This is a genomic window from Microcella alkalica, from assembly GCF_014595885.1.
GTDB lineage: Bacteria > Actinomycetota > Actinomycetes > Actinomycetales > Microbacteriaceae > Microcella > Microcella alkaliphila_B.
The window spans coordinates 115,337-138,635 of sequence record NZ_JABUKC010000002.1 but is presented as its reverse complement, the minus strand read 5'-3'; the positions used below and the strand labels follow the sequence as shown (position 1 = coordinate 138,635).

The 23,299-nt window shown below is 72.3% G+C and carries 18 protein-coding genes; 7 read left to right on the top strand and 11 right to left on the bottom strand.

The window, feature by feature from the left end:
* Positions 1-28 precede the first annotated feature (28 nt).
* From ID804_RS05200 to ID804_RS05180, 5 genes are all read right to left on the bottom strand, one after another.
* On the bottom strand, positions 29-5,935 hold the full coding sequence (locus tag ID804_RS05200) for an Ig-like domain-containing protein (protein ID WP_169077932.1): 5,907 nt from the start codon (positions 5,933-5,935) through the stop codon (positions 29-31).
* Positions 5,936-5,942: 7 nt separating this feature from the next.
* A complete protein-coding gene (locus ID804_RS05195; RefSeq protein WP_169077931.1) occupies positions 5,943-7,343 on the bottom strand; it encodes a serine/threonine-protein kinase in 1,401 nt (466 codons plus the stop codon).
* 101 nt (positions 7,344-7,444) lie between these two features.
* Positions 7,445-8,236: a PP2C family protein-serine/threonine phosphatase gene (locus tag ID804_RS05190; RefSeq protein WP_169077930.1), complete on the bottom strand. Its 792-nt coding sequence runs from the start codon at positions 8,234-8,236 to the stop codon at positions 7,445-7,447.
* A gap of 76 nt (positions 8,237-8,312) precedes the next feature.
* Positions 8,313-8,960 (bottom strand): FHA domain-containing protein, encoded by a 648-nt coding sequence (locus tag ID804_RS05185; protein ID WP_188219165.1) that lies wholly within the window; start codon positions 8,958-8,960, stop codon positions 8,313-8,315.
* Positions 8,961-9,025: 65 nt separating this feature from the next.
* The gene (locus ID804_RS05180) at positions 9,026-10,462 is read right to left on the bottom strand and encodes an aminobutyraldehyde dehydrogenase (protein WP_169077929.1); all 1,437 of its coding nucleotides are present in this window, start codon (positions 10,460-10,462) and stop codon (positions 9,026-9,028) included.
* Between the two features lie 124 nt (positions 10,463-10,586).
* Between ID804_RS05180 and ID804_RS05175 the strand changes: the two genes are divergently transcribed.
* From ID804_RS05175 to ID804_RS05155, 5 genes are all read left to right on the top strand, one after another.
* A complete protein-coding gene (locus tag ID804_RS05175) occupies positions 10,587-11,054 on the top strand; it encodes an Lrp/AsnC family transcriptional regulator (protein WP_169077928.1) in 468 nt (155 codons plus the stop codon).
* Between the two features lie 128 nt (positions 11,055-11,182).
* Positions 11,183-12,532 carry an aspartate aminotransferase family protein gene (locus ID804_RS05170; RefSeq protein ID WP_248276761.1) on the top strand — a complete coding sequence of 450 codons (1,350 nt, stop codon included), beginning with the start codon at positions 11,183-11,185 and terminating at the stop codon, positions 12,530-12,532.
* On the top strand, positions 12,517-13,914 hold the full coding sequence (locus ID804_RS05165; RefSeq protein WP_317451179.1) for an NAD(P)/FAD-dependent oxidoreductase: 1,398 nt from the start codon (positions 12,517-12,519) through the stop codon (positions 13,912-13,914). Before ID804_RS05170 ends, ID804_RS05165 begins: the two co-directional genes overlap by 16 nt.
* A gap of 105 nt (positions 13,915-14,019) precedes the next feature.
* Entirely contained in the window at positions 14,020-14,556 is a 537-nt protein-coding gene (locus ID804_RS05160; protein WP_169077926.1) for a TspO/MBR family protein, read from the top strand.
* Between the two features lie 27 nt (positions 14,557-14,583).
* The gene (locus ID804_RS05155) at positions 14,584-15,657 is read left to right on the top strand and encodes a hypothetical protein (RefSeq protein ID WP_169077925.1); all 1,074 of its coding nucleotides are present in this window, start codon (positions 14,584-14,586) and stop codon (positions 15,655-15,657) included.
* Between the two features lie 15 nt (positions 15,658-15,672).
* Here ID804_RS05155 and ID804_RS05150 read toward each other — a convergent pair whose 3' ends face one another.
* A complete protein-coding gene (locus ID804_RS05150; protein WP_169077924.1) occupies positions 15,673-16,656 on the bottom strand; it encodes an aldo/keto reductase in 984 nt (327 codons plus the stop codon).
* Positions 16,657-16,794: 138 nt separating this feature from the next.
* Between ID804_RS05150 and ID804_RS05145 the strand changes: the two genes are divergently transcribed.
* Both ID804_RS05145 and ID804_RS05140 read left to right on the top strand, forming a co-directional pair.
* A complete protein-coding gene (locus tag ID804_RS05145; protein WP_169077923.1) occupies positions 16,795-17,385 on the top strand; it encodes a methylated-DNA--[protein]-cysteine S-methyltransferase in 591 nt (196 codons plus the stop codon).
* On the top strand, positions 17,385-17,978 hold the full coding sequence (locus ID804_RS05140) for a DNA-3-methyladenine glycosylase I (RefSeq protein ID WP_169077922.1): 594 nt from the start codon (positions 17,385-17,387) through the stop codon (positions 17,976-17,978). The genes ID804_RS05145 and ID804_RS05140 overlap by 1 nt, the downstream gene beginning before the upstream one ends.
* 75 nt (positions 17,979-18,053) lie before the next feature.
* On the opposite strand, the gene ID804_RS05135 is transcribed toward ID804_RS05140, so the two are convergent.
* The 5 genes from ID804_RS05135 to atpA all read right to left on the bottom strand — a co-directional run bounded on the left by ID804_RS05135 (position 18,054) and on the right by atpA (position 23,272).
* Positions 18,054-18,836, bottom strand: a complete 783-nt coding sequence (locus ID804_RS05135) for a YaaA family protein (protein WP_169077921.1) — start codon at positions 18,834-18,836, stop codon at positions 18,054-18,056.
* 51 nt (positions 18,837-18,887) lie between these two features.
* A complete protein-coding gene (locus ID804_RS05130; protein WP_169077920.1) occupies positions 18,888-19,151 on the bottom strand; it encodes a F0F1 ATP synthase subunit epsilon in 264 nt (87 codons plus the stop codon).
* A gap of 2 nt (positions 19,152-19,153) precedes the next feature.
* Complete coding sequence (gene atpD / locus ID804_RS05125; protein WP_169077919.1) at positions 19,154-20,626, bottom strand: F0F1 ATP synthase subunit beta; 1,473 nt, start codon at positions 20,624-20,626, stop codon at positions 19,154-19,156.
* 21 nt (positions 20,627-20,647) lie between these two features.
* Positions 20,648-21,550 carry a F0F1 ATP synthase subunit gamma gene (locus tag ID804_RS05120; protein WP_169077918.1) on the bottom strand — a complete coding sequence of 301 codons (903 nt, stop codon included), beginning with the start codon at positions 21,548-21,550 and terminating at the stop codon, positions 20,648-20,650.
* An 87-nt stretch (positions 21,551-21,637) separates the two neighbouring features.
* A complete protein-coding gene (atpA, locus tag ID804_RS05115) occupies positions 21,638-23,272 on the bottom strand; it encodes a F0F1 ATP synthase subunit alpha (protein WP_169077917.1) in 1,635 nt (544 codons plus the stop codon).
* Positions 23,273-23,299: the final 27 nt, after the last annotated feature.

The window sequence follows — 23,299 nt, the reverse complement described above, 5'->3', positions numbered from 1 at the left end:
CGGATGCCCGTGCGGCCTCCAGCCTGCCTCACGGTTCGTAGGTTCTCTCGTAGGCGACCCCGGCATCGGTCACGACCACGCGCAGCTGGGGCGTGTCGCCCGGCCCGATGAGCATCGTGCAGGTGCCGGCCGCGTCGTCCTGAGCGAGCACGGTGCCGCCGAGGCACTCGTGCTGCACGCCGTCGTAGGCGGTGCCGGTCACGGGCGTCCAGTCGATCGTCACCTCGCGCTCGGCCGGCGCGGTGGCCGTCTCCGTGAAGACGGGGCGCGCGTCGATGAGCACGGCGGTCGCGATCACGAAGGCGTCGGACCACGGCCCGCACAGCAGCGTCTCGTTCTGCTCGCACGCCTGCACCTGCACCTGCAGGCCCCTGCCGTAGTGCGCACCGTCCGGGGTGGTGAGCAGGGTGGGCACGTCGACGAGCGCGGAGTCCGCGGCGGCGACGCCGTCGATGAGCAGGCGATACCGCACGAGCTCGGCCGCCCCGCTCGCGGTCGCGGCGGACTGCAGCCGGACATCCCAGCGCCCCTCGCCGTTGGGCTGCGGCTCGCTCGCGGTGATGCTCGTGACCTGCCCCGGCACGGCTCGAGGGGTCGCCCGCACCTCGGCGCTCGCGGTGCAGCCCTGGCCGTTCCAGGCGTAGACGACGACGCGATACTGCACGTCGGCGCGCAGGCCGCTCACGGTGAGCGAGGTGGCGTCGACGGCGACGGCGGTCGCGCCGGAGGGCGGGGCGAGCGAGGGCGAGCCCTCGTCGACGCCGGTCACGGTGCACTCCGGCGCTGGCCCGGACTCGCCGACCCAGACGTAGTGGCGCTGCACGGCCCGGCCGTTGGCGGCGAAGACGCCTGCCCACGAGACGCTCACGCTGTGGCCGCTGTCGCCGGTGCCGGTCGTCGACCCGGAGGCGCTCGGAGCACCGACGACGAGGGGCGCGCCCGCCGGCGTGCCGGAACCCTCGGAGCTGTTCCACACGGTCAGCGGGTCGAAGGAGTCGTTGCGCGCGCTCACGCTGAGCGCGTAGGAGGTGCCGTTCTCGAGTGCGGCGTCCACGACGTTGAGCCAGTAGACGGTACCGACGGGGTCGGAGGCGGCGACGCTCAGCTGGCGCACGACGGGCCCGGCGACGACCCGGTACGAGCGGATGGGCGACGCGTCGGCGTCCTGCTCCGGCTTGCTCCACCCGATGCGCAGGCCGCGGTCGAGGGGGGCGATGCCGACGATGGGCGGCGCGGGCGGCACGACGTCGGACCAGACGGCCTCGGGCAGCGCGGTCGGCTCGGAGGCGCCCTGCGCGTTGACCGCGGTGACGGCGATGCGGACGCTGTTCTCCGGCCCGTTGCCGGGCGTCGGCACCGCGCACGGCGAGAAGGCGCAGTCGACCGTGTCGACGACCGAGCCGTCGGATGCCCGGGTCACGGTGGCGCGGAACGTCTCGATCGGCGCGTTGTTGGCGCTGCCGGGCGACCAGGCGACCTCGACGCGCCGGTCGCCGTACGACTGCACGCGGAGGTCGGTGACCGGGTCGGGAACGTCCTGCACCGAGATGCGCACCGATGCCCAGACGTAGCGGTCGGGGTCGTCGGTGGCGTCGGCGACCTGGTACTGCAGCGTCGAGTCGGCCGGCGCGGCGTCGTCGGCGACGGTCACGCGCAGGCTCTGCCCGCCGTCGGCGGGGACGATGGAGACGCCGGCGGGCAGCGTGGCGCCGTCGAGCCCGCGGATCGCGACGACGCGCAGCGGCTGCTCCGGGAAGGGGTTGCCCGCCTGATCGTTGGCGAGCACGTCGACGACGGTGCTCTGCCCGCGGGGCGCGATCGCGGTGTCGGCGGCGGGGCTCGCGAGGGGTCGGGTCGAGGGCACGACGAGCACCTGGATGCGCCCCGCGACGCCCTCCCCCGCGTCGTCGCGCACCGAGAGCGTCACGCTCGCGGTCGAGCCCTTGGGCGCGTCGTCGTCGACGGCGAGCACGAGCCGCTGGCCGTCGACGCGCGCGCTGAGGCCCGAGGTCGGCCCGTCGACGATCGCGTAGGCGAGCTCGTCGACGTCGTCGGGGTAGGGGTAGCCGGTGATGCGCACGAGGTCGAGCTCGCGCTCCTGGCCCGGTTCGAGCTCGAGCGAGGCGCCGAGCAGCGCGGGCGGCTGGTTCTCGCGCGGCGTCACCGTGATGGGCAGCACGATGGTCGAGACGCGACCCTCAGGGTCGTCGGCGCTCGTGCCGTCGGTCACCTCGAACGAGATCGAGGCGGGGCCGAAGTAGAGGTCGGCCGAGGTGAATCGCAGGGTGTCGTCATCGACGACGAGGTCGCCGCCGTCGGCGTTGGTCGCCTGCACGGTGGCCGAGTCGGTGAGCCTCACGCCGTCGTCGCCGACGGCGAGCACGTAGTCGTTGATGTCGATCTCGATCGTGCGCTCGCTCTCGACCTCGATGCGGGGCGCGCGAGGGTCGAGCTGCGGCAGGGCGTCGTCGGTGCCGGGCACCCAGATGAAGGCGTAGGCGCGCACGCTCGGGTCGACGGGGTGCGTGACGACGAAGGGGATGATCTGCCGACGCTCGCCGACGGGAACCCGCACCTCCCCGCTGCCGAGCACCCGCGCGCCTCCCTCGTAGCCGGGCACGAGCTCGAGACCGAGGTCGCCGACCTCGCCCTCGGCGAAGAAGACGCTCGCGAGCACGTCGACGTCGACGGTCTCGGCGTCGAGGATGTCGGAGAGGCTGAGCACGGTGTCGCGGGCGATGGGCGGCGTGAGCGGGGCATCCTCGCGCACGACGACGGAGACGAAGGCCTGCGAGGCGCCGCCGAGCCCGTTCTCGATCGCGTACACGAAGCCGTAGCGCCCCTCCCGCTCGGGAGGGGTGATGCGCACGTACTCACCGTCGACGACCTCGGCCTCGGCCTCCGCGTCGGTCGACTCCACGGCGACGACCTCGAGCGGCGAGCCGTCGGGGTCGGTGTCGTTCTCGAGCACGGGCACGAGCACGCTCACGCCCGTGCGCACGGTCACCTGGTCGTCGTTGGCGACGGGGTTGCGCGCGCCCTCCAGCCGCTGGCTGATGCCGACGCGAATGAGGCCGCTCGCGCGAGCGCCGAGCGCGTCGACCACGGTGTAGCGGAAGGTGTCGGTGCCCGAGCTGTAGACGCCGGCCTCGTACTCGAGCACGTCCTGGCCGGTCTCGACGACCGTGCCCTTCGACGGCGCGGTCTCCTGCCCGATGAGCTGCACCGAGTCGCCATCCGGATCCATGCCCTCGACGGGGATGCGGATGCGCACGGTCTCGCCGGCGATCACCCGCGCCGTCACGGTGCGGGGCACGGGCGGCGCATTGGTGGCCTCGTCGACCTCGCGCACGCTGATGCGCACGCTCGCCTGGGCGCGCTCGAGCCCGAGCGGGCCGAGCACCTCGTAGACCGCGGTGAACTCGCCCGGCCGGTCGGGCGCGAGGTAGCGCAGGGCGTCGCCGGAGACGAAGAGCAGCCCGGAGTCGCCCTCGAGCCCGAGCGGCAGCGTCGGCGAGAGGGTGATGGGCTCGTCGTCGGGGTGCTCATCGTTGGCGAGCACGGGAATCGTGACGGCGTCGCCGACGCGCACGACGATGCTGTCGTCGCGGGCGATGGGCGGCTGCAGCCGCTCCAGCGGCGGGATCTCGATGACGGTGATCGTGCCCGTCGCGTCGGCCGCGCCGTTGCTGATGACGTAGCGGATGCTCGTGGGCCCCTCGAGCGGTCGCGTCAGGGTGACGCGCACGTCGCGCTGCTCCAGGATCTCGGCGCGGATGCCGCTCGCGGGCGGCACGTCGGCGACCCCTGTGACGACGAGCACGCCGCCGGCCGGATCGATGTCGGTCGTCGCCACGGCGACGGTGGCGCTGCTGAGGGTGCGAACGAAGACCGTCTTCGGCACGGCGATCGGCGCCGTGCCCGCGGCGGGCGGCGCGAGCACCTCGACGCGCACGACGCCCGTCGCCGTCTGCTCGCCGTCGGTGACGACGTAGTCGAGGTAGTGGGTGCGCACCTCGTCGCTGACGAAGCGCACGACGCCGCGGTCGAGGCTCGGGGTGATGGTGGCGCCGGGCTTGGCGGGCACGGCGCTGAGCCTGATCGCACCCGTGCCGCCGCGCACGTGCGTGAGCGGCTCGATGCGCACCTCCTGCCCGGCGTAGGCGATGACCACGAAGGGGTCGGCGATGATGGGCGTCTGCCCGGCGGGCCGCACGGTGACCGAGAGGGTGCCGGCACCGGTGGCGACGCCGTCGGAGACGGTGAGCGCCACGGGACGCAGCTCGCCCGTGCCGCCCTCCTCCTGCACGGTCACGCGACCGTCGGGCCGGAAGCTCGCGCGATCCGGCGCGGCCATGGTCGCCTCGGCGAGGTAGAGCGGGTCGCCGTCGGGGTCGACCCAGTCGCCGAGCACGTTCGCGGTCACGCTGCCGCCCTCGGCGACGATCGTCTTGCTCGGGCGCACCTGCACCGGCGCGCCGTTCACGCCCGGCGCGCGGACCTCGACGCGCACGACGGCGCTCGCCGTGCCACCGCGGCCGTCGGTGATCGTGTAGCCGAAGTCGATGACGCCGGAGGCTCCGGGTTCGAGGGCGAGCTGCACGAGCTGGCCCTCTCCGACGATGTCGAGGCGCCCCACGCCCGGGTCGAGCTGCTCGAGCTCGCTGACGACGAGGGCGTCGCCGTTCGGGTCGGAGTCGTTCAGCAGCACCGGCAGCGCCGTCGACCGCCCGGCCCTCGCCCCCAGCTCGTCGTCGACGGCGATGGGCGGCTGCTGCGCGAGCTCGAGCTCGGGCGGGGTGTCGAGCTCGTCGAGCTCGGCCTCCTGCTCGTCCTCCTCCTCGCGCAGCAGCTCATCCCAGTTGTCGATGAGGGCGCCGTCCTCCTGCACCGCCCAGGCGGCGCCCGTGCGGCGATCGTTGAGCACGACGCTCGCCCCGCGCGCGGCGAAGGCGAGATCCGCGGTGGGGGCGACGCCCGCCAGGTCGAGCTGCAGGGGCGCTCCGCCGCAGTCGCGCCAGGCGACGCCGTCGCTCCACGCCGCGAACAGGCACCCGTCCGCGCGGATCGGCTGCGCGGGCACGCCGTCGCGCCCCTCGACGATCGTGCGCGGCTCACCGCCGTCGAGCGGCACCGACAGGAGGCCGCCGCGGTGGGCGATGACGACCTCGCTCGCGCCGGCGTCCGGGGCGGCGAGCACGGGCTCCGAGCCCTCGGGCAGGAGCCCGCTGAGGTCGACGGTCGCGCTCTGGGTGCGCAGCACGCGCGCGGCGGTCTCGAGCACCGCCCAGCGATCGCTCGCGATCGTCACCTGCACCGAGGCGTCGGCGTCGATCGGCACGGGCCAGCGGCCCTCCACCTGGTCGGGGCTCTCGGGGTCGATGCGCAGCACCTCGCCGGTCGCCGGCGAGACGGCCGCGATGCCGTACCGGTCGTCGAGGGCGACGGCCGAGCCCTCGCCGAAGACGAGGGGCGCCGCGGCAGCGGCGTCGAAGTCGGCCAGCAGCAGCCGCGGCACGACCCAGGTCTCGCCCGAACCGCCGCTGTGCACGACCGCCGTGTCGCCGTCGATCACGAGCGAGGGGTCGTTGGGCGGCATGGGCACGCTCTCGACGACCTCGGCGCGCGCCGCGTCGACGATCTCGGCGGTCGCGCTCGCGCTGTCGAGCACGACGATCTCGTCGGGCGACTGCACGATGCTGAGCTCCGCGCCCTCCGACTCGACGATCGTGTCGAGCGCCGCGATCTGCAGGTTGGCGCGCCCGATCGCGCGCTCCTCGCCGTTGGCCACCCACACGGAGCCGTCGTCGAGGTCGAGCCGCTGCTCCTCGAAGCCGGGGGCGATGATCGCCGCGGTGGCGATGACGGCCGCGACGAGCGCGCTGCTCGTGGCGGTGACGACGCCCGAGCGGCGCGCGCGCGGCAGTCGACGCATCAGGCGCTCACTCCCCCGCCTCGGCGCAGCGCTCGGAGCTCGGCGCCCCTGCCCTGCCCTCGCGCACGACCGTGACGGTCACGCACACGCGATCGCCAGGCACGGCGGCGACCGCGAACTCGGTCGACCGCTGCAGCGTCTGCTCGCCGCCGGCGACCTGCACCCGGAAGGTGTCGCCGTCGAGCAGGCCGGGGTCGTCCCACGCGAAGACGATGGTCGACCCGTCGCGAGCGGCCTGGATGCCCGTCACGCGAGGGATGCCGTCGTCGCCCTGCAGGGCGAGCACCGTCCCGATCGCACCCAGACCCACGACGAGCAGCGAGACGACGACGAGCACCGCCGCGGTCGCGCGCGACCGGGCAGCCACTCGGCGCCCCGCGCCCGCGGTCGCCGAACCGGTGCCCTCCGCCGCGACGGCGGTCTCGGCGGCGAGCGCACGGCGACGTCGTCGGCCAGGGCGGGCAGCGGCGGCGGCGGGCGTGACGGCGCGCACGATCGTGCGGTCGCCCGGATCGGAGACCGTCGCGAGCGCCCAGTCGTCGACGGCGACGTCGGCCTGCGTGGGCACGAGCCCGAGCTCGAGCTCGACGCGCTGCAGCTCGCGGACGAGCTCGATCGCGCTCTGCTGGCGCTTGGCGGGATCCTTCGACATCGCACGGCGCAGCACCGCCTCGAGCGCCTCCGGCACGTCGTCGCGCCCGATCGCCGGCACGCGGGCGCGGGTGATGCGCCCGATGAGCTCGTCGCTCGTGTTGGGCCCGTCGGTGACCTCGAACGGCGAACGCCCGGCGAGCAGCGAGTAGGTGGTGGCCGCGAGCGACCAGACCTCGCTCTGCACCGTGCCGGGGGTGCGGTCGAGCAGCACCTCCGGCGCCGACCACGGGATCGACATGCCGACGGTGTCGTGCGTGGGGGCGGCGCTGAGGGTGGCGGCGATGCCGAAGTCGCTCAGCACGGGGTGCCCGTAAGCCGTGGTGAGGATGTTCGAGGGCTTGATGTCGCGGTGCAGCACCCCCTGGCGGTGCGCCGTCTCGATGGCGCTGCCGATCTGCACCGCGATGCGCAGCACCTCGGCGACCGGCAGCCGCTCGCGGCGGTAGCGCTCGGCGAGCTGGGCCGAGCACAGCTCCATGACGAGGTAGGGGCGACCATCAGCCGAGATGCTCGCCTGGTAGACGGTCAGGATCGACGGGTGCGACGACAGCTGCGCCATGAGGTTGGCCTCGACCTGGAACATCTGGCGCACGTTCTCGGTCACGACGTCGGCGAGCATCACCTTCACGGCGACCTGGCGCCGCGGCATGTTCTGCTCGTACAGGAAGACGTCGGCGAAGCCGCCGGAGCCGAGCAGGCGGATGTGCGAGAAGCCGGGCAGGATCGGCGGCTCCGATGGTCGTCGACGCGCCATCGATACCCCCCCTCCCGGCTCGATGCCCCCCAGTGTACGAGCGGCCGCGCGTCCCGACCCGACCCGACGCGGGCGCGGCGGACGATCGGAACGGCCCTCGCTCAGTCGTGCGTCTCGGGCGCCTTGACGACGTCGACGACGATGACGGTGATGTTGTCGCGACCGCCCTGCGCGAGGGCGGCGTCGACGAGCGCGTTGGCGGTCTCGCGCGCGCTCAGGCGCGCCGCGAGATGCAGCCGCAGGCGCTCGCCCGGCACCTCCTTGGTGAGGCCGTCGCTGCACAGCAGCAGGCGCATGCCGGGGATGAGGGGGATGCGCGCGAAGTCGACGTCGGGCTCGGTCGAGAAGCCGACCGCTCGCGTGATGACGTTGGCCTCGGGGTGGTTCTCGGCGTCGTCCGCCGAGAGCTGTCCAGAGTCGACGAGCTCCTGCACCATCGAGTGGTCGGTCGTGATCTGCCGCAGCTCGTTGCCGATGAAGCTGTAGACGCGCGAATCGCCGACGTTGAACACGGTCAGCACCGGTCGGTCGTCGTGCATCGTGAGCGCGACGCCGGTGACCGTCGTGCCGATCCCGCGATCCTCCTCGTCGAGCTCGTGGATGTCCCACGTCGCGAGTCTCAGGGCCTCGGCGATCGCGTCGCTCTCGACGAAGTCGCCGTCGACGGCGGCCTGCAGGCGCCGCACGACCGAGTCTGAGGCTCGATCGCCGTGCGCGTGCCCGCCCATCCCGTCGGCGACGGCGAAAAGCGGCACGTCGGCGAGGTAGCTGTCCTCGTTCGCGGCCCGACGGTAGCCGGTGTGCGTGACGCCGTGCCACGAGAGCTCGATGACCTCCCCGCGATGCGGGAGGGCCACGACGTGGCGGACGGTGCTGCGTCCGAGCGCGGTCACGGGCGGCTCCGAGGGTGGCGGGGGCGGGCGGGGGTCGGCGGTGCGGGCCTGCGGGGCGCGCGGGCGTCTGCCGGTCTCACGACGACTCGTCCGCTCGCGGGGCGACGGCCACGACGACGATGTCGATGCCGTCGCCGAGGTCGACGACCGAGTCGGGGAGCACGACGCACGACTCCCCCGGTCGGAGCCGCAGCAGCGGCCCCGCCGGCAAGTGTACGACGGTGCCGTTGCTCGACCCGAGATCGGTCACGACGACCGATCCGCCGAGCTGCTCGATGCGCGCGTGGCGGCCGGAGACGCCCTGCCGATCGGCGGGGACGACGATGCGCTTCGGCGCGGGGACCTCCGGCACGCGGCTCGCGCCGGGGCGCCGCCCGATCACGACGGGCGCGTCGAGCGGGACGAGCTGCTCGACGCCGTGCACGCGCAGCGCGAAGTCGGCGCGACCCGCCACGGCCTCACCGGCGCCGTGATCCTCGGGCAGGCGGTCGAGCGGGCGCCCGGGCAGCAGCGAGTCGAGCAAGAGCACGGGCCGCTCGGCGGCGCGACCGCGCGCCGGCAGGAACGGCTCGACGAGGCGGATGATCGTGTCGTCGCCCGCCGCGTCGGCGGCGAGGGCGTCGTGCTCGACGGGCGGCGCGCCCTGGTCGCGATCGGGGGCGGGGGCCCCGGGAGCCCGCCGACGGATCACCGTGTCGTCGGCATCCCCCTCGAGCTCCCCCATGCGGACCAAACTAGCGCGCTCGGCGACGGCGGGCGGGAGCGCTCCCCCGCCCGCCGCGACGAGCGTCACTCGCCGAGGAACGACATGACGTGCTTGAGGCGCGTGTAGTCCTCGAAGCCGTAGTGCGAGAGGTCCTTGCCGTAGCCGGAGTGCTTGAACCCGCCGTGCGGCATGTCCGACACGAACGGGATGTGCGTGTTGATCCAGACGCAGCCGAAGTCGAGGTCGCGACTGAGGCGCATGGCGCGGGCGTGATCGTTCGTCCAGACCGAGGCGGCGAGCGCGTACCGCACGCCGTTCGCGAGGGCGAGCGCCTCGGCCTCGTCGCGGAAGGTCTGCACCGTGAGCACGGGCCCGAAGATCTCCTCCTGCACCGCCTCGTCGTCCTGGCGCATGCCGGTGACGATCGTCGCCTCGTAGAAGTACCCCTTCTCGCCCTGGCGCCGACCGCCGGTGACGATGTCGGCGTGCGAGGGCAGCCGGTCGACGATGCCGCTCACGCGCTCGAGCTGGGCGGCGTTGTTGAGGGCGCCGTAGAGGATGCCCTCCTCGTGCGGCGCGCCCGTGCGGCCGTGCGACCTCGCCCGGGCGGCGAGCGCCGCGACAACCTCATCGTGCACCGACTCGTGCACGATGACGCGGGTGGCCGCCGTGCAGTCCTGCCCGCCGTTGAAGTAGCCGGCGAGCACGAGGCCCTCGGCCACCTTCTCGGGGTCGGCGTCGGGGAAGACGAGCGCGGGAGCCTTGCCGCCGAGCTCGAGGTGCACGCGCTTGAGGTCGCTCGCGGCGGCCTTCGCGACCTCCATGCCGGCGCGCACCGAGCCGGTGATCGCGACCATCTGGGGGGTCGGATGCTGCAGCAGGGCCGCACCCGTGCTGCGGTCGCCCATGACGACGTTGAGCACACCGGCGGGCAGGTGCTCGGCCGCGAGCTCGGCGAGACGCACGGTCGACTGCGGCGTCGTGTCGCTGGGCTTGAGCACGACCGTGTTGCCGGCGGCGATCGCCGGGGCGATCTTCCAGATGGCCATGTTGAGCGGGTAGTTCCAGGGCGTCACCTGGCCGATCACGCCAATGGGCTCGCGGCGCACGTACGAGGTGTGCCCGGCGAGGTACTCACCCGCGGAGCGCCCGGTGAGGTCGCGCGCGGCGCCCGCGAAGAAGCGCAGCTGGTCGACCGACTGGTCGATCTCGTCGGCGACGAGGGTCGCGCGGGGCTTGCCCGTGTCCTGCGACTCGAGGTCGGCGAACTCCTCGGCGCGCTCGGCGAGGGCGTCGGCGAGCCGGAAGAGCGCGAGCTGCCGCTCGGCCGGCGTCGTGCGGCCCCAGTGCGCGAAGGCCTTGTCTGCGGCGCGATAGGCCGCGTCGATCTCCCCCGGCGTGCTGATGGGCGCCCGCGCGTAGACCTCCTCGGTGGCGGGGTCGACGAGGTCGAGACCCTCGTCGGCGCTGCTGTCGACCGAACGGCCGTCGATGACGTTGCGGAGAGTGGGAACGCTCATGTCCGGAACTGTAGCGCCAGCACGCGCAGGAATCCACGCATGATTCGACGGATTCCGTTGCCCGAATCGGCTTCAGGGTGCGGATTCGCTTGCCTATCCGGTCGATCACTGTCAGAATCGCTCCATGGCAGCCCGCTCCAAGCCCGTGCAGCTCGATGACGTCAGCAAGGCGATCATCGAGCAGCTGCAGGACGACGGGCGGCGCTCCTACGCCGAGATCGGCAAGGCGGTCGGCCTGAGCGAGGCGGCCGTGCGGCAGCGCGTGCAGAAGCTCACCGAGTCGGGGGTCATGCAGGTCGTGGCCGTCACCGACCCGATGCAGCTCGGCTTCTACCGGCAGGCGATGATCGGCATCCGCGTGAGCGGCGACACCACGAGCGTCGCCGAGACCCTCTCGCGCATCCCGGCCGTCGACTACGTCGTGCTCACCGCCGGCAGCTTCGACATCATGGCCGAGGTCGTGTGCGAAAACGACGACGACCTCATCGAGCTGCTGAACAAGCAGATCCGCGGCATCGAGGGCGTGCAGAGCACCGAGACCTTCGTCTATCTACGACTGCTCAAGCAGTTCTACAACTGGGGAACACGATGACACTCTTCACCCGATCCAAGAAGAAGACCGAGCAGGCCCACGAGGCCTCGCACGACGCCCACGCCGCGACCACGGCCGGGCCCCTGCCCGGTGCCGTCGAGCCCGACCGCGAGGTCGCGCTGCAGCAGATGGCGAAGGACCACCTGTGGATGCACTTCGCGCGCCAGAGCGGCATGGAGGCCGGCAACGGCGTGCCGATCATCGTGCGCGGCGAGGGCCACCACGTGTACGACTCGCACGGCAAGCAGTACATCGACGGTCTCTCCGGCCTCTTCGTCGTGCAGGTCGGGCACGGGCGCGAGCGGCTCGCCGAGGCCGCCCGCAGGCAGGCGGAGGAGCTCGCGTTCTTCCCGCTGTGGTCGTACGCGCACCCGACGGCGATCGAGCTCGCCGACAAGCTCGCCGACTACGCCCCCGGCGACCTCAACCGCGTGTTCTTCACCACCGGCGGCGGCGAGGCCGTCGAGTCGGCGTGGAAGCTCGCCAAGCAGTACTTCAAGCTCACCGGCAAGCCGATGAAGCACAAGGTCATCTCCCGCTCGATCGCGTACCACGGCACCCCGCAGGGCGCCCTCGCGATCACCGGCATCCCCGGCATGAAGGAGATGTTCGAGCCCCTGACGCCGGGCGGCTTCCGCGTGCCGAACACGAACTACTACCGCGCAGAGGAGATGGGCTTCCACGGCTCGCTCGAGGAGTTCGGCCAGTGGGCCGCCAACCGCATCGAGGAGGCCATCCTCTTCGAGGGGCCCGACACCGTCGCCGCGGTGTTCCTCGAGCCCGTGCAGAACTCCGGCGGCTGCTTTCCGCCGCCCCCCGGCTACTTCCAGCGCGTGCGCGAGATCTGCGACCAGTACGACGTGCTGCTCGTCAGCGACGAGGTCATCTGCGCCTACGGCCGCATCGGCGAGATGTTCGCCTGCACCGCGCTCGGCTACGTGCCCGACATCATCACGAGCGCCAAGGGCCTCACCTCCGGCTACTCGCCGCTCGGCGCGATGATCGTGAGCGACCGCCTCTACGAGCCGTTCAAGCACGGGCAGACGGCGTTCTACCACGGGTACACCTTCGCCGGGCATCCGGTCTCGGCGGCGGTCGCCCTCGAGAACCTCGCCATCATGGAGGAGGAGGGCATCCTCGAGCACGTCCGCGAGAACTCGCCGAAGTTCCGGGCCGCCCTCGAGCGCCTGAAGGATCTCCCGATCGTCGGCGACGTGCGAGGCGAGGGCTACTTCTTCGGCATCGAGCTCGTGAAGGACAAGGCGACGAAGGCGACCTTCGACGCCGACGAGTCCGAGCGCCTGCTGCGCGGCTTCCTCTCCAAGGCGCTGTTCGACGCCGGCCTGTACTGCCGCGCCGACGACCGAGGCGACCCCGTCATCCAGCTCGCCCCGCCGCTCACGATCGGCCCGGCCGAGTTCGACGAGATCGAGGGGATCCTGCGGAAGGTGCTGACCGAGGCGTGGGCGCGCCTGTAGCGCCGCGCGCGCCCGAGCACAGCGCGCAGCACTACGCGCAGCTGAGTCTCTGGCACGCGACGGCCGGCGACGACCTGTCGCCGCGCCCGCCGCTGCCGGGCGACCTCGACGCCGACGTCGCCATCATCGGCGCGGGCCTCACCGGGCTCTGGACGGCCTACGAGCTGCAGCGCCGCGACCCGAACCTGCGCATCGTGCTGCTCGAGAAGCGCATCGCAGGCTTCGGCGCCTCCGGCCGCAACGGCGGCTGGGTCTCGGCGCTGTTCCCGCGCTCGGCGGCCTCGCTCGAGCAGCGGCACGGTCGCGAGGCGGCCGCGGCGATGCGCCGCGCGATGGTCGACACGGTCGACGAGGTCGGCCGCGTCATCGCCGACGAGGGCATCGACGCGCACTACGTCAGGGGCGGCACCGTCGTCTTCGCGCGCTCGGCCTCCCAGTGGGCGGATGCCCGCCGCGAGGTCGAGCAGGCGCGGGCGTTCGGCACCGACGCCCTCGAGCTGTGGGGGCCCGAGCGCGTGCGCGCCTCGCACGCCCGCGGCGCCGTCTACGACCCGGCCTGCGCCCGCGTGCACCCTGCTCGACTCACGCGCTCCCTGGCCCGCATCGTCGAGGCGCGCGGCGCGACGATCTTCGAGGGCACCGAGGTGACCGCGTGGGCGCCGGGGGTGGTCGAGACCACCCGCGGCCGCGTGCGGGCCCGCCACGTGATCGCGGCCCTCGAGGGGTACGGGGCGAGCGTCGCGCAGTCGCGGCGCCGCATCCTGCCCCTGTACTCGCTCATGCTCGCCACCGAGCCGCTGCCCGCTGCCGTCTGGGACGAGATGGGCATCGAGCACGGGCAGACCTTCGCCGACGGCCGGCACCTCGTCATCTACGGGCAGCGCACCGCGGATGACCGCATCGCCTTCGGGGGGCGTGGTGCGCGGTACCACTTCGGCAGCGCGATCCGGCCCGAGTACGACCGCGTGCAGCGGGTCTTCGACCACCTGCGGCGCACCGTGCAGGAGCTCTTCCCCCAGCTGCCCGAGCTCGAGGTCAGCCACACGTGGGGCGGGCCGCTCGGCGTGCCCCGCGACTGGCACGCGAGCGTCGTCTACGACCCCACGACGGGCCTCGGCGGCGCCGGCGGCTACGTGGGCGACGGCTTGGCGACGACGAACCTCGCCGGCCGCACGCTCGCCGACCTCGTCACGGGCGCCGACACCCCGCTCACGCGACTGCCGTGGGTCGGGCACCGCTCCCCCTCGTGGGAGCCGGAGCCGCTGCGCTTCCTCGGCGCGAACGCCGGCCTCGTCGCGATGACGACCGCCGACGTCGAGGAGCGCCTCACCGGGCGGCCGTCGCTCATCGCCAAGGCGATGGGGCCGCTCGTCGGCCACTGAGCCTCCCCGACACGCTCTGCGCGAAGGGGGGTGCGCTCGCGCCCAGGCCACGCGCAGGAGCCTCGGAGCATCCCGACCTACTGTTCCCTGCGGGAAGGAGGCCGGATGACCCAGACGCGCACGGCGACCACCGCCGTCGGCGACCGCTCCGCCCTCCGCTCCGGCGCTGCCCTCCTCGGCTTCCTCGCGCTCTCCCTGCTCGTCGGCGGAGTCGGCGCGATCGTCAGCCAGCCCGCGATCGAGGGCTGGTACGCGGAGGCCGCCAAGCCGATGTGGACGCCGCCGAACGCGGCGTTCGGCCCGGTGTGGACGGTGCTGTACCTCGCGATGTCCGTCGCGGCGTGGCTCGTCTGGCGGCGCCCCGCCAGCCGGGATCGCTCGCGCGCGCTCACCGTGTACGGCGTGCAGCTCGCCCTCAACGCGGCCTGGAGCCCCGCCTTCTTCGGCCTCGGCGCGCTCATCGGCGGGCCGGGGCTGTGGATCGCGCTCGGCATCATCGTCGCCCTCGACTTCGCGGTGCTCGCGACGATCATCCGCTTCGGCGACGTCAGCCGGACGGCCGCCGCCCTGCTCGTGCCGTACTGGCTGTGGGTGCTCTACGCGACGACACTCAACGCCGCCATCGCCGTCCTCGCCGGCTGAGCTCACGCCCGCGGGTAGCGTGGTGCCGTGAGTGAGACCGCGCCCGCGCACCGCCGCCGCCGGCGATCGCGAGTCGGCCGGGGCATCCTCATCGGCCTCGCCACGCTCGCGATCGGGGCCCAGCTGGGCGTCATCGCCGCCGGCGCCTGGGCCGCCGCGAACCCGCGCATCGTGGCCGACCGCGTCACGCTGCTGACGACCGACCTCGACGCGACCGTCGCCGCCTACGCCGACCGCGCAGGCCTCAGCAGGGAGGGCGTCGAGCTGCTGCACGTGAGCTTCGCGCGCATCGTCGAGCCCGACCGCTTCGACGAGTTCTGCTCGCGCGACGAGCCCGGCATCGGCGTGCTCGGCTGCTACACCCTCGCCGACGGCCGCATCTACCTCTACGACGTCGAGAACGCCGAGCTCGCCGCGCTCGAGCCCGTCGTCGCCGCGCACGAGATGCTGCACGCCGCGTGGGACCGCCTGACGGCGGACGAACAGGATGCTCTCGCCCCGCTGCTCGAGCAGGCCTTCGCCGCGCTCGGCCCGCAGCACGAGCTCGTCGAGCGCATCGCCGCGTACGAGGCCGACGACCCCGGCTCGCGCATCCCCGAGCTGTACGCCATCATCGGCAGCGAGATCGCCGACGTGCCGGCCGAGCTCGAGGCGCACTACGCGCGCTATTTCGCCGACCGCAGCGCCGTCACCGCACTCAACGCGCAGGTCGTCGCCGTCTTCGCCGACCTCGAGCAGCGCCTGACCTCCCTCAGCGACGAGCTCACCGCCCTCGGGGCGCGCATCGACGCCGAGCAGGCCGCCTACGACGTCGACGCCGCCGCCCTCGAAGCCGACATCACCGCCTTCAACGAGCGCGCGGCACGGCCAGGGGGCTACACGAGCCAGTCGGTGTTCCTGCGTGACCGCGATGCGCTCATCGCCCGTCAGTCCGAACTGCAGGCGCGGCTCGACGCGACCAACGCGCTCGTCGGCGAGTACAACGCGGGGCTCGACGAGCTCGAGGCGCTCAACGCCGAAGCCGATGAGCTCAACCGCTCGATCAACGTCGAGCTCGTGCCCATCGAGGAGGGCGACGAGGTCGAGGCGCCGGCGCCGTAGCTCGCGCCCCGCCGCTCAGTAGCTCGTCAGCACGTCGTTCGTCGGGAAGATGCGCTCGATCTCGGCGAGGTCGTCGGGGGTGGGCTGCCACGCATCCGCCGCCGCGTTCTGCGCGATCTGCTCGGGGGTCGTGGCGCCCGCGATGACGCTCGCGATGGCGGGGCGGCTCAGCAGCCACGCGACCGTCGCCTCGAGCATCCCCACCCCGCGCTCGGCGCAGAAGGCCGCGTAGGCCTCCATGCGGTCCCACGGCGCGTTCTCGACCAGGTGCGGGCGCTGGCGCATGATGCGCGAGTCGGCGGGGCCGCCACCGCGCGTGAACTTGCCCGTGAACAGGCCGTTGTAGAGCGGGAAGTACGGCAGCACGCCGACGCCCCTCGCCGCCGCCGCGGGCAGCAGCTCGCGGTCGGCGCCGCGCGTCAGCAGGCTGTACTCGTTCTGCGCCGAGACGAAGCGCTCGTGGCCGTGCAGCTCGGCGAGCAGGTCGGCCTCGACGAGCTGCCAGGCCGCGAAGTTCGAGTGCCCGAAGTAGCGGATCTTGCCCTCGTCGACGAGCTCGTCGAGGGCGGCGATCGTCTCCTCGAGGGGCGTCGCCGGGTCGGGGGTGTGGAACTGGTAGAGGTCGATCCAGTCGGTCTGCAGGCGGCGCAGGCTGCCCTCGACGGCGAGGCGGATGTAGCGGCGCGAGCCCTTCGCCCCCCAGTGCGGGATGGGGCTGTCGTAGTCGGCGTGCCCGAACTTCGTCGCGAGCACGACCTCGTCGCGGCGGCCCTTGAGCGCCTCGCCCATCATCGTCTCGCTGCGGCCGTAGGCGTAGCCGTAGATGTCGGCGCCGTCGAGCAGCGTGATGCCGTGATCGAGGGCGGCGTGCAGCACGCGCGACGTGCCCTCCTGGGTCTCGGTGGCGCTGCCGGGGCGGCCGAAATTGTTGCAGCCGAGCCCGATGCTCGAGACGCGGAGGCCGCTGCGGCCGAGGGTGCGGTAGGTCATCTCGCTCATCCCTCCATCCTGGCGCAGGGGCGCCGAGTGCCCGCTGCGCTCACCCCACCGCTCCTCCCCCGTCGTCGTCGCGACGCACCCTTCCCCCATGGCCGATTCCCGCCGGTCACGGATGCCCGGGGCGCGTAGCCTTGCCGCATGCCCAGCACCGCACCCCCCGTCGCGCCGCCCGCCCTACACGCTCCCGCCTCGCCCGCGGCCGCCCCCGCCCCTGCCGCCCCGGAGCCCGCGCCGCGCGCCGAGACCGCCGCCGCCCGCCTCGTGGTGGAGTCGCCGCTCGGGCGCATCCTGCTCGTCGGCGACGACGATGCCGTCACCCTGCTCGAGATCGAGGCCGCCACGGGATTCCGCGCCGGCGAGGCGCCCGACGCACCCAACGCCGTGCTCGAGCTGGCCGCGGCGCAGCTGCGCGAATACTTTGCCGGTGAGCGACGCGAGTTCGACGTGCCCGTGCGGCTCACCGGCACGGCGTTCCAGCGGGCGATCTGGGCCGAGCTCGATTCGATCCCCTTCGGCGAGGTCCGCAGCTATGGCGAGCTCGGCCGGGCGACCGGGCGCGCCACCGCGGGGCGCGCCGTCGGGGGCGCCGTCGGCGCGAACCCCGTGCCCCTCATCGTGCCGTGCCACCGAGTGCTCGCGAGCGACCGTCGCATCACCGGCTACAGCGCCGGGCTCGGCGTGCCGACCAAGGTGTGGCTGCTCGATCACGAGGGCATCGCGCACCGCTGATGGGCTCGCGCACGGATCTCGTGGTCGACGACGACGGCGTCGCCCGCTGCGGCTGGGTCGGCGACGACCCCGAGTATCGCCGCTACCACGACGAGGAGTGGGGTCGACCGCTGCACGGCGATCGCGCCCTGTTCGAGAAGCTCTCGCTCGAAGCGTTCCAGTCGGGGCTGTCGTGGATCACGATCCTGCGCCGCCGCGAGGGCTTCCGGGCGGCGTTCGCCGGTTTCGAGCCCGAGCAGGTCGCGACGTTCGACGATGCCGACGTGGCGAGGCTGCTCGTCGACGAGCGCATCATCCGCAACCGCGCCAAAATCGAGGCCACGATCGCGAACGCGCGCATCATCGCCCCGTGGGTGCGCGACGAACCGGGCGCGCTCGACGTGCTCGTCTGGTCGCACGCGCCAGCGCCTCGCTCGACGCGGCCGGCGACGCTCGCCGAGATGCCCGCCGTGACACCGGAATCCACGGCGCTCGCGCGCGCGCTCAAGGCCCGCGGCCTGCGCTTCGTGGGCCCGACGACGGCCTACGCGCTCATGCAGTCGGCCGGCCTCGTCGACGACCACCTCAAGGGGTGCTGGCGCGCGACGCCCTGACGGCCGGTGGCCGGTCCGGGGGCGGGGGTCGCGGGTCGCACGCTGCGCCCGCGCGAGATATCCCGCCCGACGCGATCAGCGGCCGGCGAAGCCCTCGAGCGTCGACGGCACCACGAGCTCCAGCTCGCCCTGCGCGCCCGGCCGCAGGGGCCAGCCGAGCCCCGTCGCGCGAGCCATGACGCCCTCGACCGTCTCGGGCACGTCGCCGGACTCGAGCAGCGCACGCACGAAGGCGCCCTTGCCCTTCTTGTTGAAGTGGTTGAGCGCGCGGGCGACCCCGTCGTCGCCGATCGACACGACGCGGACGAACAGGGCGTCCTCCCGCTCCGGCAGCGGACCCAAGGCCGCGTAGCCCTCCGACCGCAGATCGAGGATCGGGCCCTCGAGCGCGGCGAGCACCTCGGCGTTGCCGGGAGCCCAGTGCCGCTTGAGGGTCAATCCCGGCAGGCGGGAGTCGTGCGAGAGCCGATAGGCGGGAATCGCATCCGCCGCGCGCACCAGACCGAGCAGCGCCGAGTGCACGAGGAGGTGCCGTTCGCCCCGTGCCCGGGCCGCGGGCGAGAGGGATGCGGCGTCCAGCGCGTCATAGAGCACGCCGGTGAAACGGTCGATCGCCGGCATCGTCGGGCTCGACTCGACCTCACGGTTGCGCGCGATCTCGGGCGGCGCGGCGCGCGCCGAGAGCTTGAGCGCACGAGCCGCCGCCTCGTCGTCCGTGACGAGGGCGCGCAGGGCGTCGAGGGCGGCGCGCCGGGCATCCGTGAGCTCCGGGAACGACAGAGCCGCGAGATCCAGGGAGGATCCCGCGGCTCCGCCGTCACGCTTGGTCTCGGACGGCGGCAGAAGGAGCGTCGTCACGACGCGCTCCCCCACCACCCGGCGCCACGATGGGCGTCGCGTGGCCTCACGTCAGGAGACGAGCTCCGCCTGGCCCGCGACGATCGTCACGGTGTCGTTCTCGACCGAGAGGAAGCCGTCCTCCGCGCGAGCGACCATCGGCGCGCCGCTCACCGGAGTGATGCGCACCTCGCCCGCGCTGAGGATGCCGAGGATCGGCTCGTGACCGGGCAGGATGCCGATCTCGCCCTCGGTGGTGCGAGCCACGATCTGCTTCGCGGCGCCCGACCAGACCTCGCGGTCGGCCGAGACGACGCTCACGGAGAGCTCGGCCATGATCAGCCGTTCTCCTTCTGGATCTGCGCCCACTTCTCCTCGACGTCGGTGATCGCGCCGACGTTGAAGAAGGCCTGCTCGGCGACGTGGTCGAAGTCGCCGCGCACGATCGCGTCGAACGACTCGATCGTGTCCTTGAGCGGCACCGTGGAGCCCTCGACACCGGTGAACTTCTTGGCCATGTAGGTGTTCTGCGAGAGGAACTGCTGGATCCGGCGCGCACGCGACACCGTGATCTTGTCCTCCTCGCTGAGCTCGTCGACACCGAGGATGGCGATGATCTCCTGCAGCTCCTTGTTCTTCTGCAGGATCGCCTTGACGCTCGTCGCGACGCGGTAGTGGTCCTCGCCCAGGTAGCGGGGGTCCATGATGCGCGAGGTCGAGGTGAGCGGGTCGACGGCGGGGTAGAGACCCTTCGACGCGATCTCGCGGCTCAGCTCGGTCGTCGCATCGAGGTGCGCGAAGGTCGTCGCCGGGGCCGGGTCGGTGTAGTCGTCGGCGGGCACGTAGATCGCCTGCAGCGAGGTGATCGAGTGGCCGCGGGTCGAGGTGATGCGCTCCTGGAGGATGCCCATCTCGTCGGCGAGGTTCGGCTGGTAGCCCACCGCGGAGGGCATGCGGCCGAGCAGCGTCGACACCTCGGAGCCCGCCTGCGTGAAGCGGAAGATGTTGTCGATGAACAGCAGCACGTCCTGCTTCTGCACGTCGCGGAAGTACTCGGCCATGGTGAGGGCCGAAAGGGCGACGCGGAGACGGGTGCCCGGGGGCTCGTCCATCTGACCGAAGACGAGGGCGGTCTTGTCGAAGACGCCCGCCTCCTCCATCTCGTGGATGAGGTCGTTGCCCTCACGAGTGCGCTCGCCGACGCCGGCGAACACCGACACACCGCCGTGGTCCTGCGCGACGCGCTGGATCATCTCCTGGATGAGGACAGTTTTGCCGACGCCCGCACCGCCGAAGAGGCCGATCTTGCCACCCTGCACGTACGGGGTGAGCAGGTCGATGACCTTGATGCCGGTCTCGAAGAGCTGCGTCTTCGACTCCAGCTGGTCGAACGACGGGGGCTTGCGGTGGATCGGCCAGCGCTCGGTGACCTCGACGGTCGCACCGGGCTCGCCGTTGAGCACCTCGCCGAGCACGTTGAAGACCTTGCCCTTGGTGACGTCGCCGACGGGCACCGAGATGGGGGCGCCGGTGTCGCGCACCTCCTGGCCGCGCACGAGACCGTCGGTCGGCTTGAGCGCGATCGCGCGGACGAGGTCGTCGCCGAGGTGCTGGGCGACCTCGAGGGTCAGCACACTCGACTCCTCGCCGATCGTGATGGTCGTCTGCAGCGCGTTGTAGATCGCGGGGATCGCGTCATGCGGGAACTCGATGTCGACGACGGGGCCCGTCACGCGCGCGATGCGGCCGACGCCGGCGCTCGCAGTGGGGGTCGCCGCCGTCTTCTTGTCAGCCGGAGCAGTCGTGGTCATGGGTTCGTCCCTTTTTCTCGGTTACTTCGCCGAGACCAGGGCGTCGGCGCCGCCCACGATCTCGGAAATCTGCTGGGTGATCTCGGCCTGGCGGGCGTTGTTCGCCAGGCGGGTGTACTCACGGATGAGCTTGTCGGCGTTGTCGGTGGCCGACTTCATGGCCTTCTGACGCGCGGCGTGCTCGGAGGCGGCCGACTGCAGCATGGCGTTGAAGATGCGGCTCTCGATGTAGACCGGCAGGAGCGCGTCGAGCACCGCATCGACCTCGGGCTCGAACTCGTAGAGCGGCAGCACGTCGTTCGCGCCGGGCTCATCGACGCCGTCGACGACCTCGAGCGGCAGCACGCGCACGATCTCGGGGGTCTGCGACACGAGGTTCACGAAGCGGTTGTAGACGATGTGGATCTCGTCCACGCCGCTCTCGCTCTCGCCGCCGGCGATGAACGCGTCGACGAGCGTGTCGGCGATGTCCTTCGCGGTCTCGAAGGTCGGCTGGTCGGTGCCGCCCATCCACTCCTTCGCAGCGACCCGGCGACGGAAGGCGTAGTACTGCACGGCCTTGCGGCCGACGAGGTAGTTGACGACCTCCTTGCCCTCGCCCTCCAGGCGGGTGCGCAGCTCGTTCGCCTCGCGGATGACCTGCGAGCTGAACGCGCCGGCGAGACCGCGATCGGAGGTGAACACGACGACGGCGGCGCGGCGCGGGTTCTCGCGCTCGGTCGTCAGCACGTGGTCGACGTTCGAGTACGTCGCCACGGCCGAGACGGCGCGCGTGACGGCACGAGCGTAGGGCGCCGACGCGGCCATGCGCGCCTGAGCCTTCTGGATCCGCGAGGCGGAGATGAGCTCCATCGCACGCGTGATCTTCTTGGTCGTCTGGGCAGACCTGATCTTCTGCCGGTAGACCCGAAGCTGCGCTCCCATGTCTCTCTTTCTGTCGTGGGGGTGAGGATGTCCGGTGCGGGGCGGTCGGCGGGCTCGCTCGATCTCGGGGCGAGCCCGCCGAGCCGACTAACGCTTGCGGCGGACGATCTTCTCCTGGTTGATGTCCTCAGCCTCGGTCTCGTCGAACTCCTCGTGACCGGCGTGCACACCGCCCTCGGCGCCGCCCTGGAACTCGAGCACGAAGGCGTCGATGGCCTTCTCGAGCTCGGCCTCGGTCGCGTCGTCGAGCACGTTGGTCTCGCGCAGCGTCGTGAGGATCGAGGTGTTGCGACGCAGGTGGTCGAGCAGCTCGGCCTCGAAGCGCAGCACGTCGTCGACGTCGATCGAGTCGAGCTTGCCCTTGGTGCCGGCCCAGATCGAGACGACCTGCTCCTCGACGGGGTACGGCGAGTACTGCGGCTGCTTGAGCAGCTCGGTGAGGCGGGCGCCCCGGGCGAGCTGACGGCGGCTGGCCGCGTCGAGGTCGGAGGCGAACATCGCGAACGCCTCGAGCGAGCGGTACTGGGCGAGCTCGAGCTTGAGCGTGCCGGAGACCTTCTTGATGCTCTTGACCTGCGCGTCGCCACCGACGCGCGAGACCGAGATGCCGACGTCGACCGCGGGGCGCTGGTTCGCGTTGAACAGGTCGGACTGGAGGAAGATCTGACCGTCGGTGATCGAGATCACGTTGGTCGGGATGTACGCCGAGACATCGTTGGCCTTCGTCTCGATGATCGGGAGACCGGTCATCGAGCCGGCACCGAGGTCGTCCGAGAGCTTGGCACAGCGCTCGAGCAGACGGGAGTGCAGGTAGAAGACGTCACCCGGGTAGGCCTCGCGGCCCGGCGGACGGCGGAGCAGCAGCGACACCGCACGGTAGGCCTCGGCCTGCTTCGACAGGTCGTCGAAGATGATGAGGACGTGCTTGCCGCCGTACATCCAGTGCTGGCCGATGGCCGAGCCGGTGTAGGGAGCGAGGTACTTGAAGCCGGCCGGGTCGGAGGCGGGAGCCGCGACGATCGTCGTGTACTCCATGGCGCCGGCCTCTTCGAGCGCGCCCTTCACGGCCGCGATCGTCGAGCCCTTCTGGCCGATCGCGACGTAGATGCAGCGCACCTGCTTGGTCGGGTCGCCCGACTCCCAGTTGGCCTTCTGGTTGATGATCGTGTCGATCGCGATCGCGGTCTTGCCGGTCTGACGGTCGCCGATGATGAGCTGACGCTGGCCGCGGCCGACGGGGATCATGGCGTCGATGGCCTTGATGCCGGTCTGCAGGGGCTCGTGCACGCTCTTGCGCTGCATGACGCCGGGCGCCTGGAGCTCGAGGGCGCGACGGCCCTCCGAGGCGATGTCGCCGAGGCCGTCGATCGGCGAGCCGAGCGGGTCGACCACGCGGCCGAGGTACCCGTCGCCCACGGGCACCGAGAGCACCTCACCCGTGCGGGTGACCTCCATGCCCTCCTCGATGCCGGTGAACTCGCCGAGCACGACGACGCCGATCTCGTTCTCGTCGAGGTTCTGGGCCAGACCCAGCGTGCCGTCGGCGAAGCGGATGAGCTCGTTGGCCATGACGCTCGGCAGGCCCTCGACGTGCGCGATGCCGTCGGCGGCGTCGGTGACCCGGCCGACCTCGGTCGCGGCCGCGGCGCCGGGAGCGTAGCTCTTGGCGAAGTTCTTCAGCGCGTCGCGGATCTCGTCCGGGCTGATCGTCAGTTCTGCCATGTTCTTCCCTTTTCGTTCGAGCTCGAT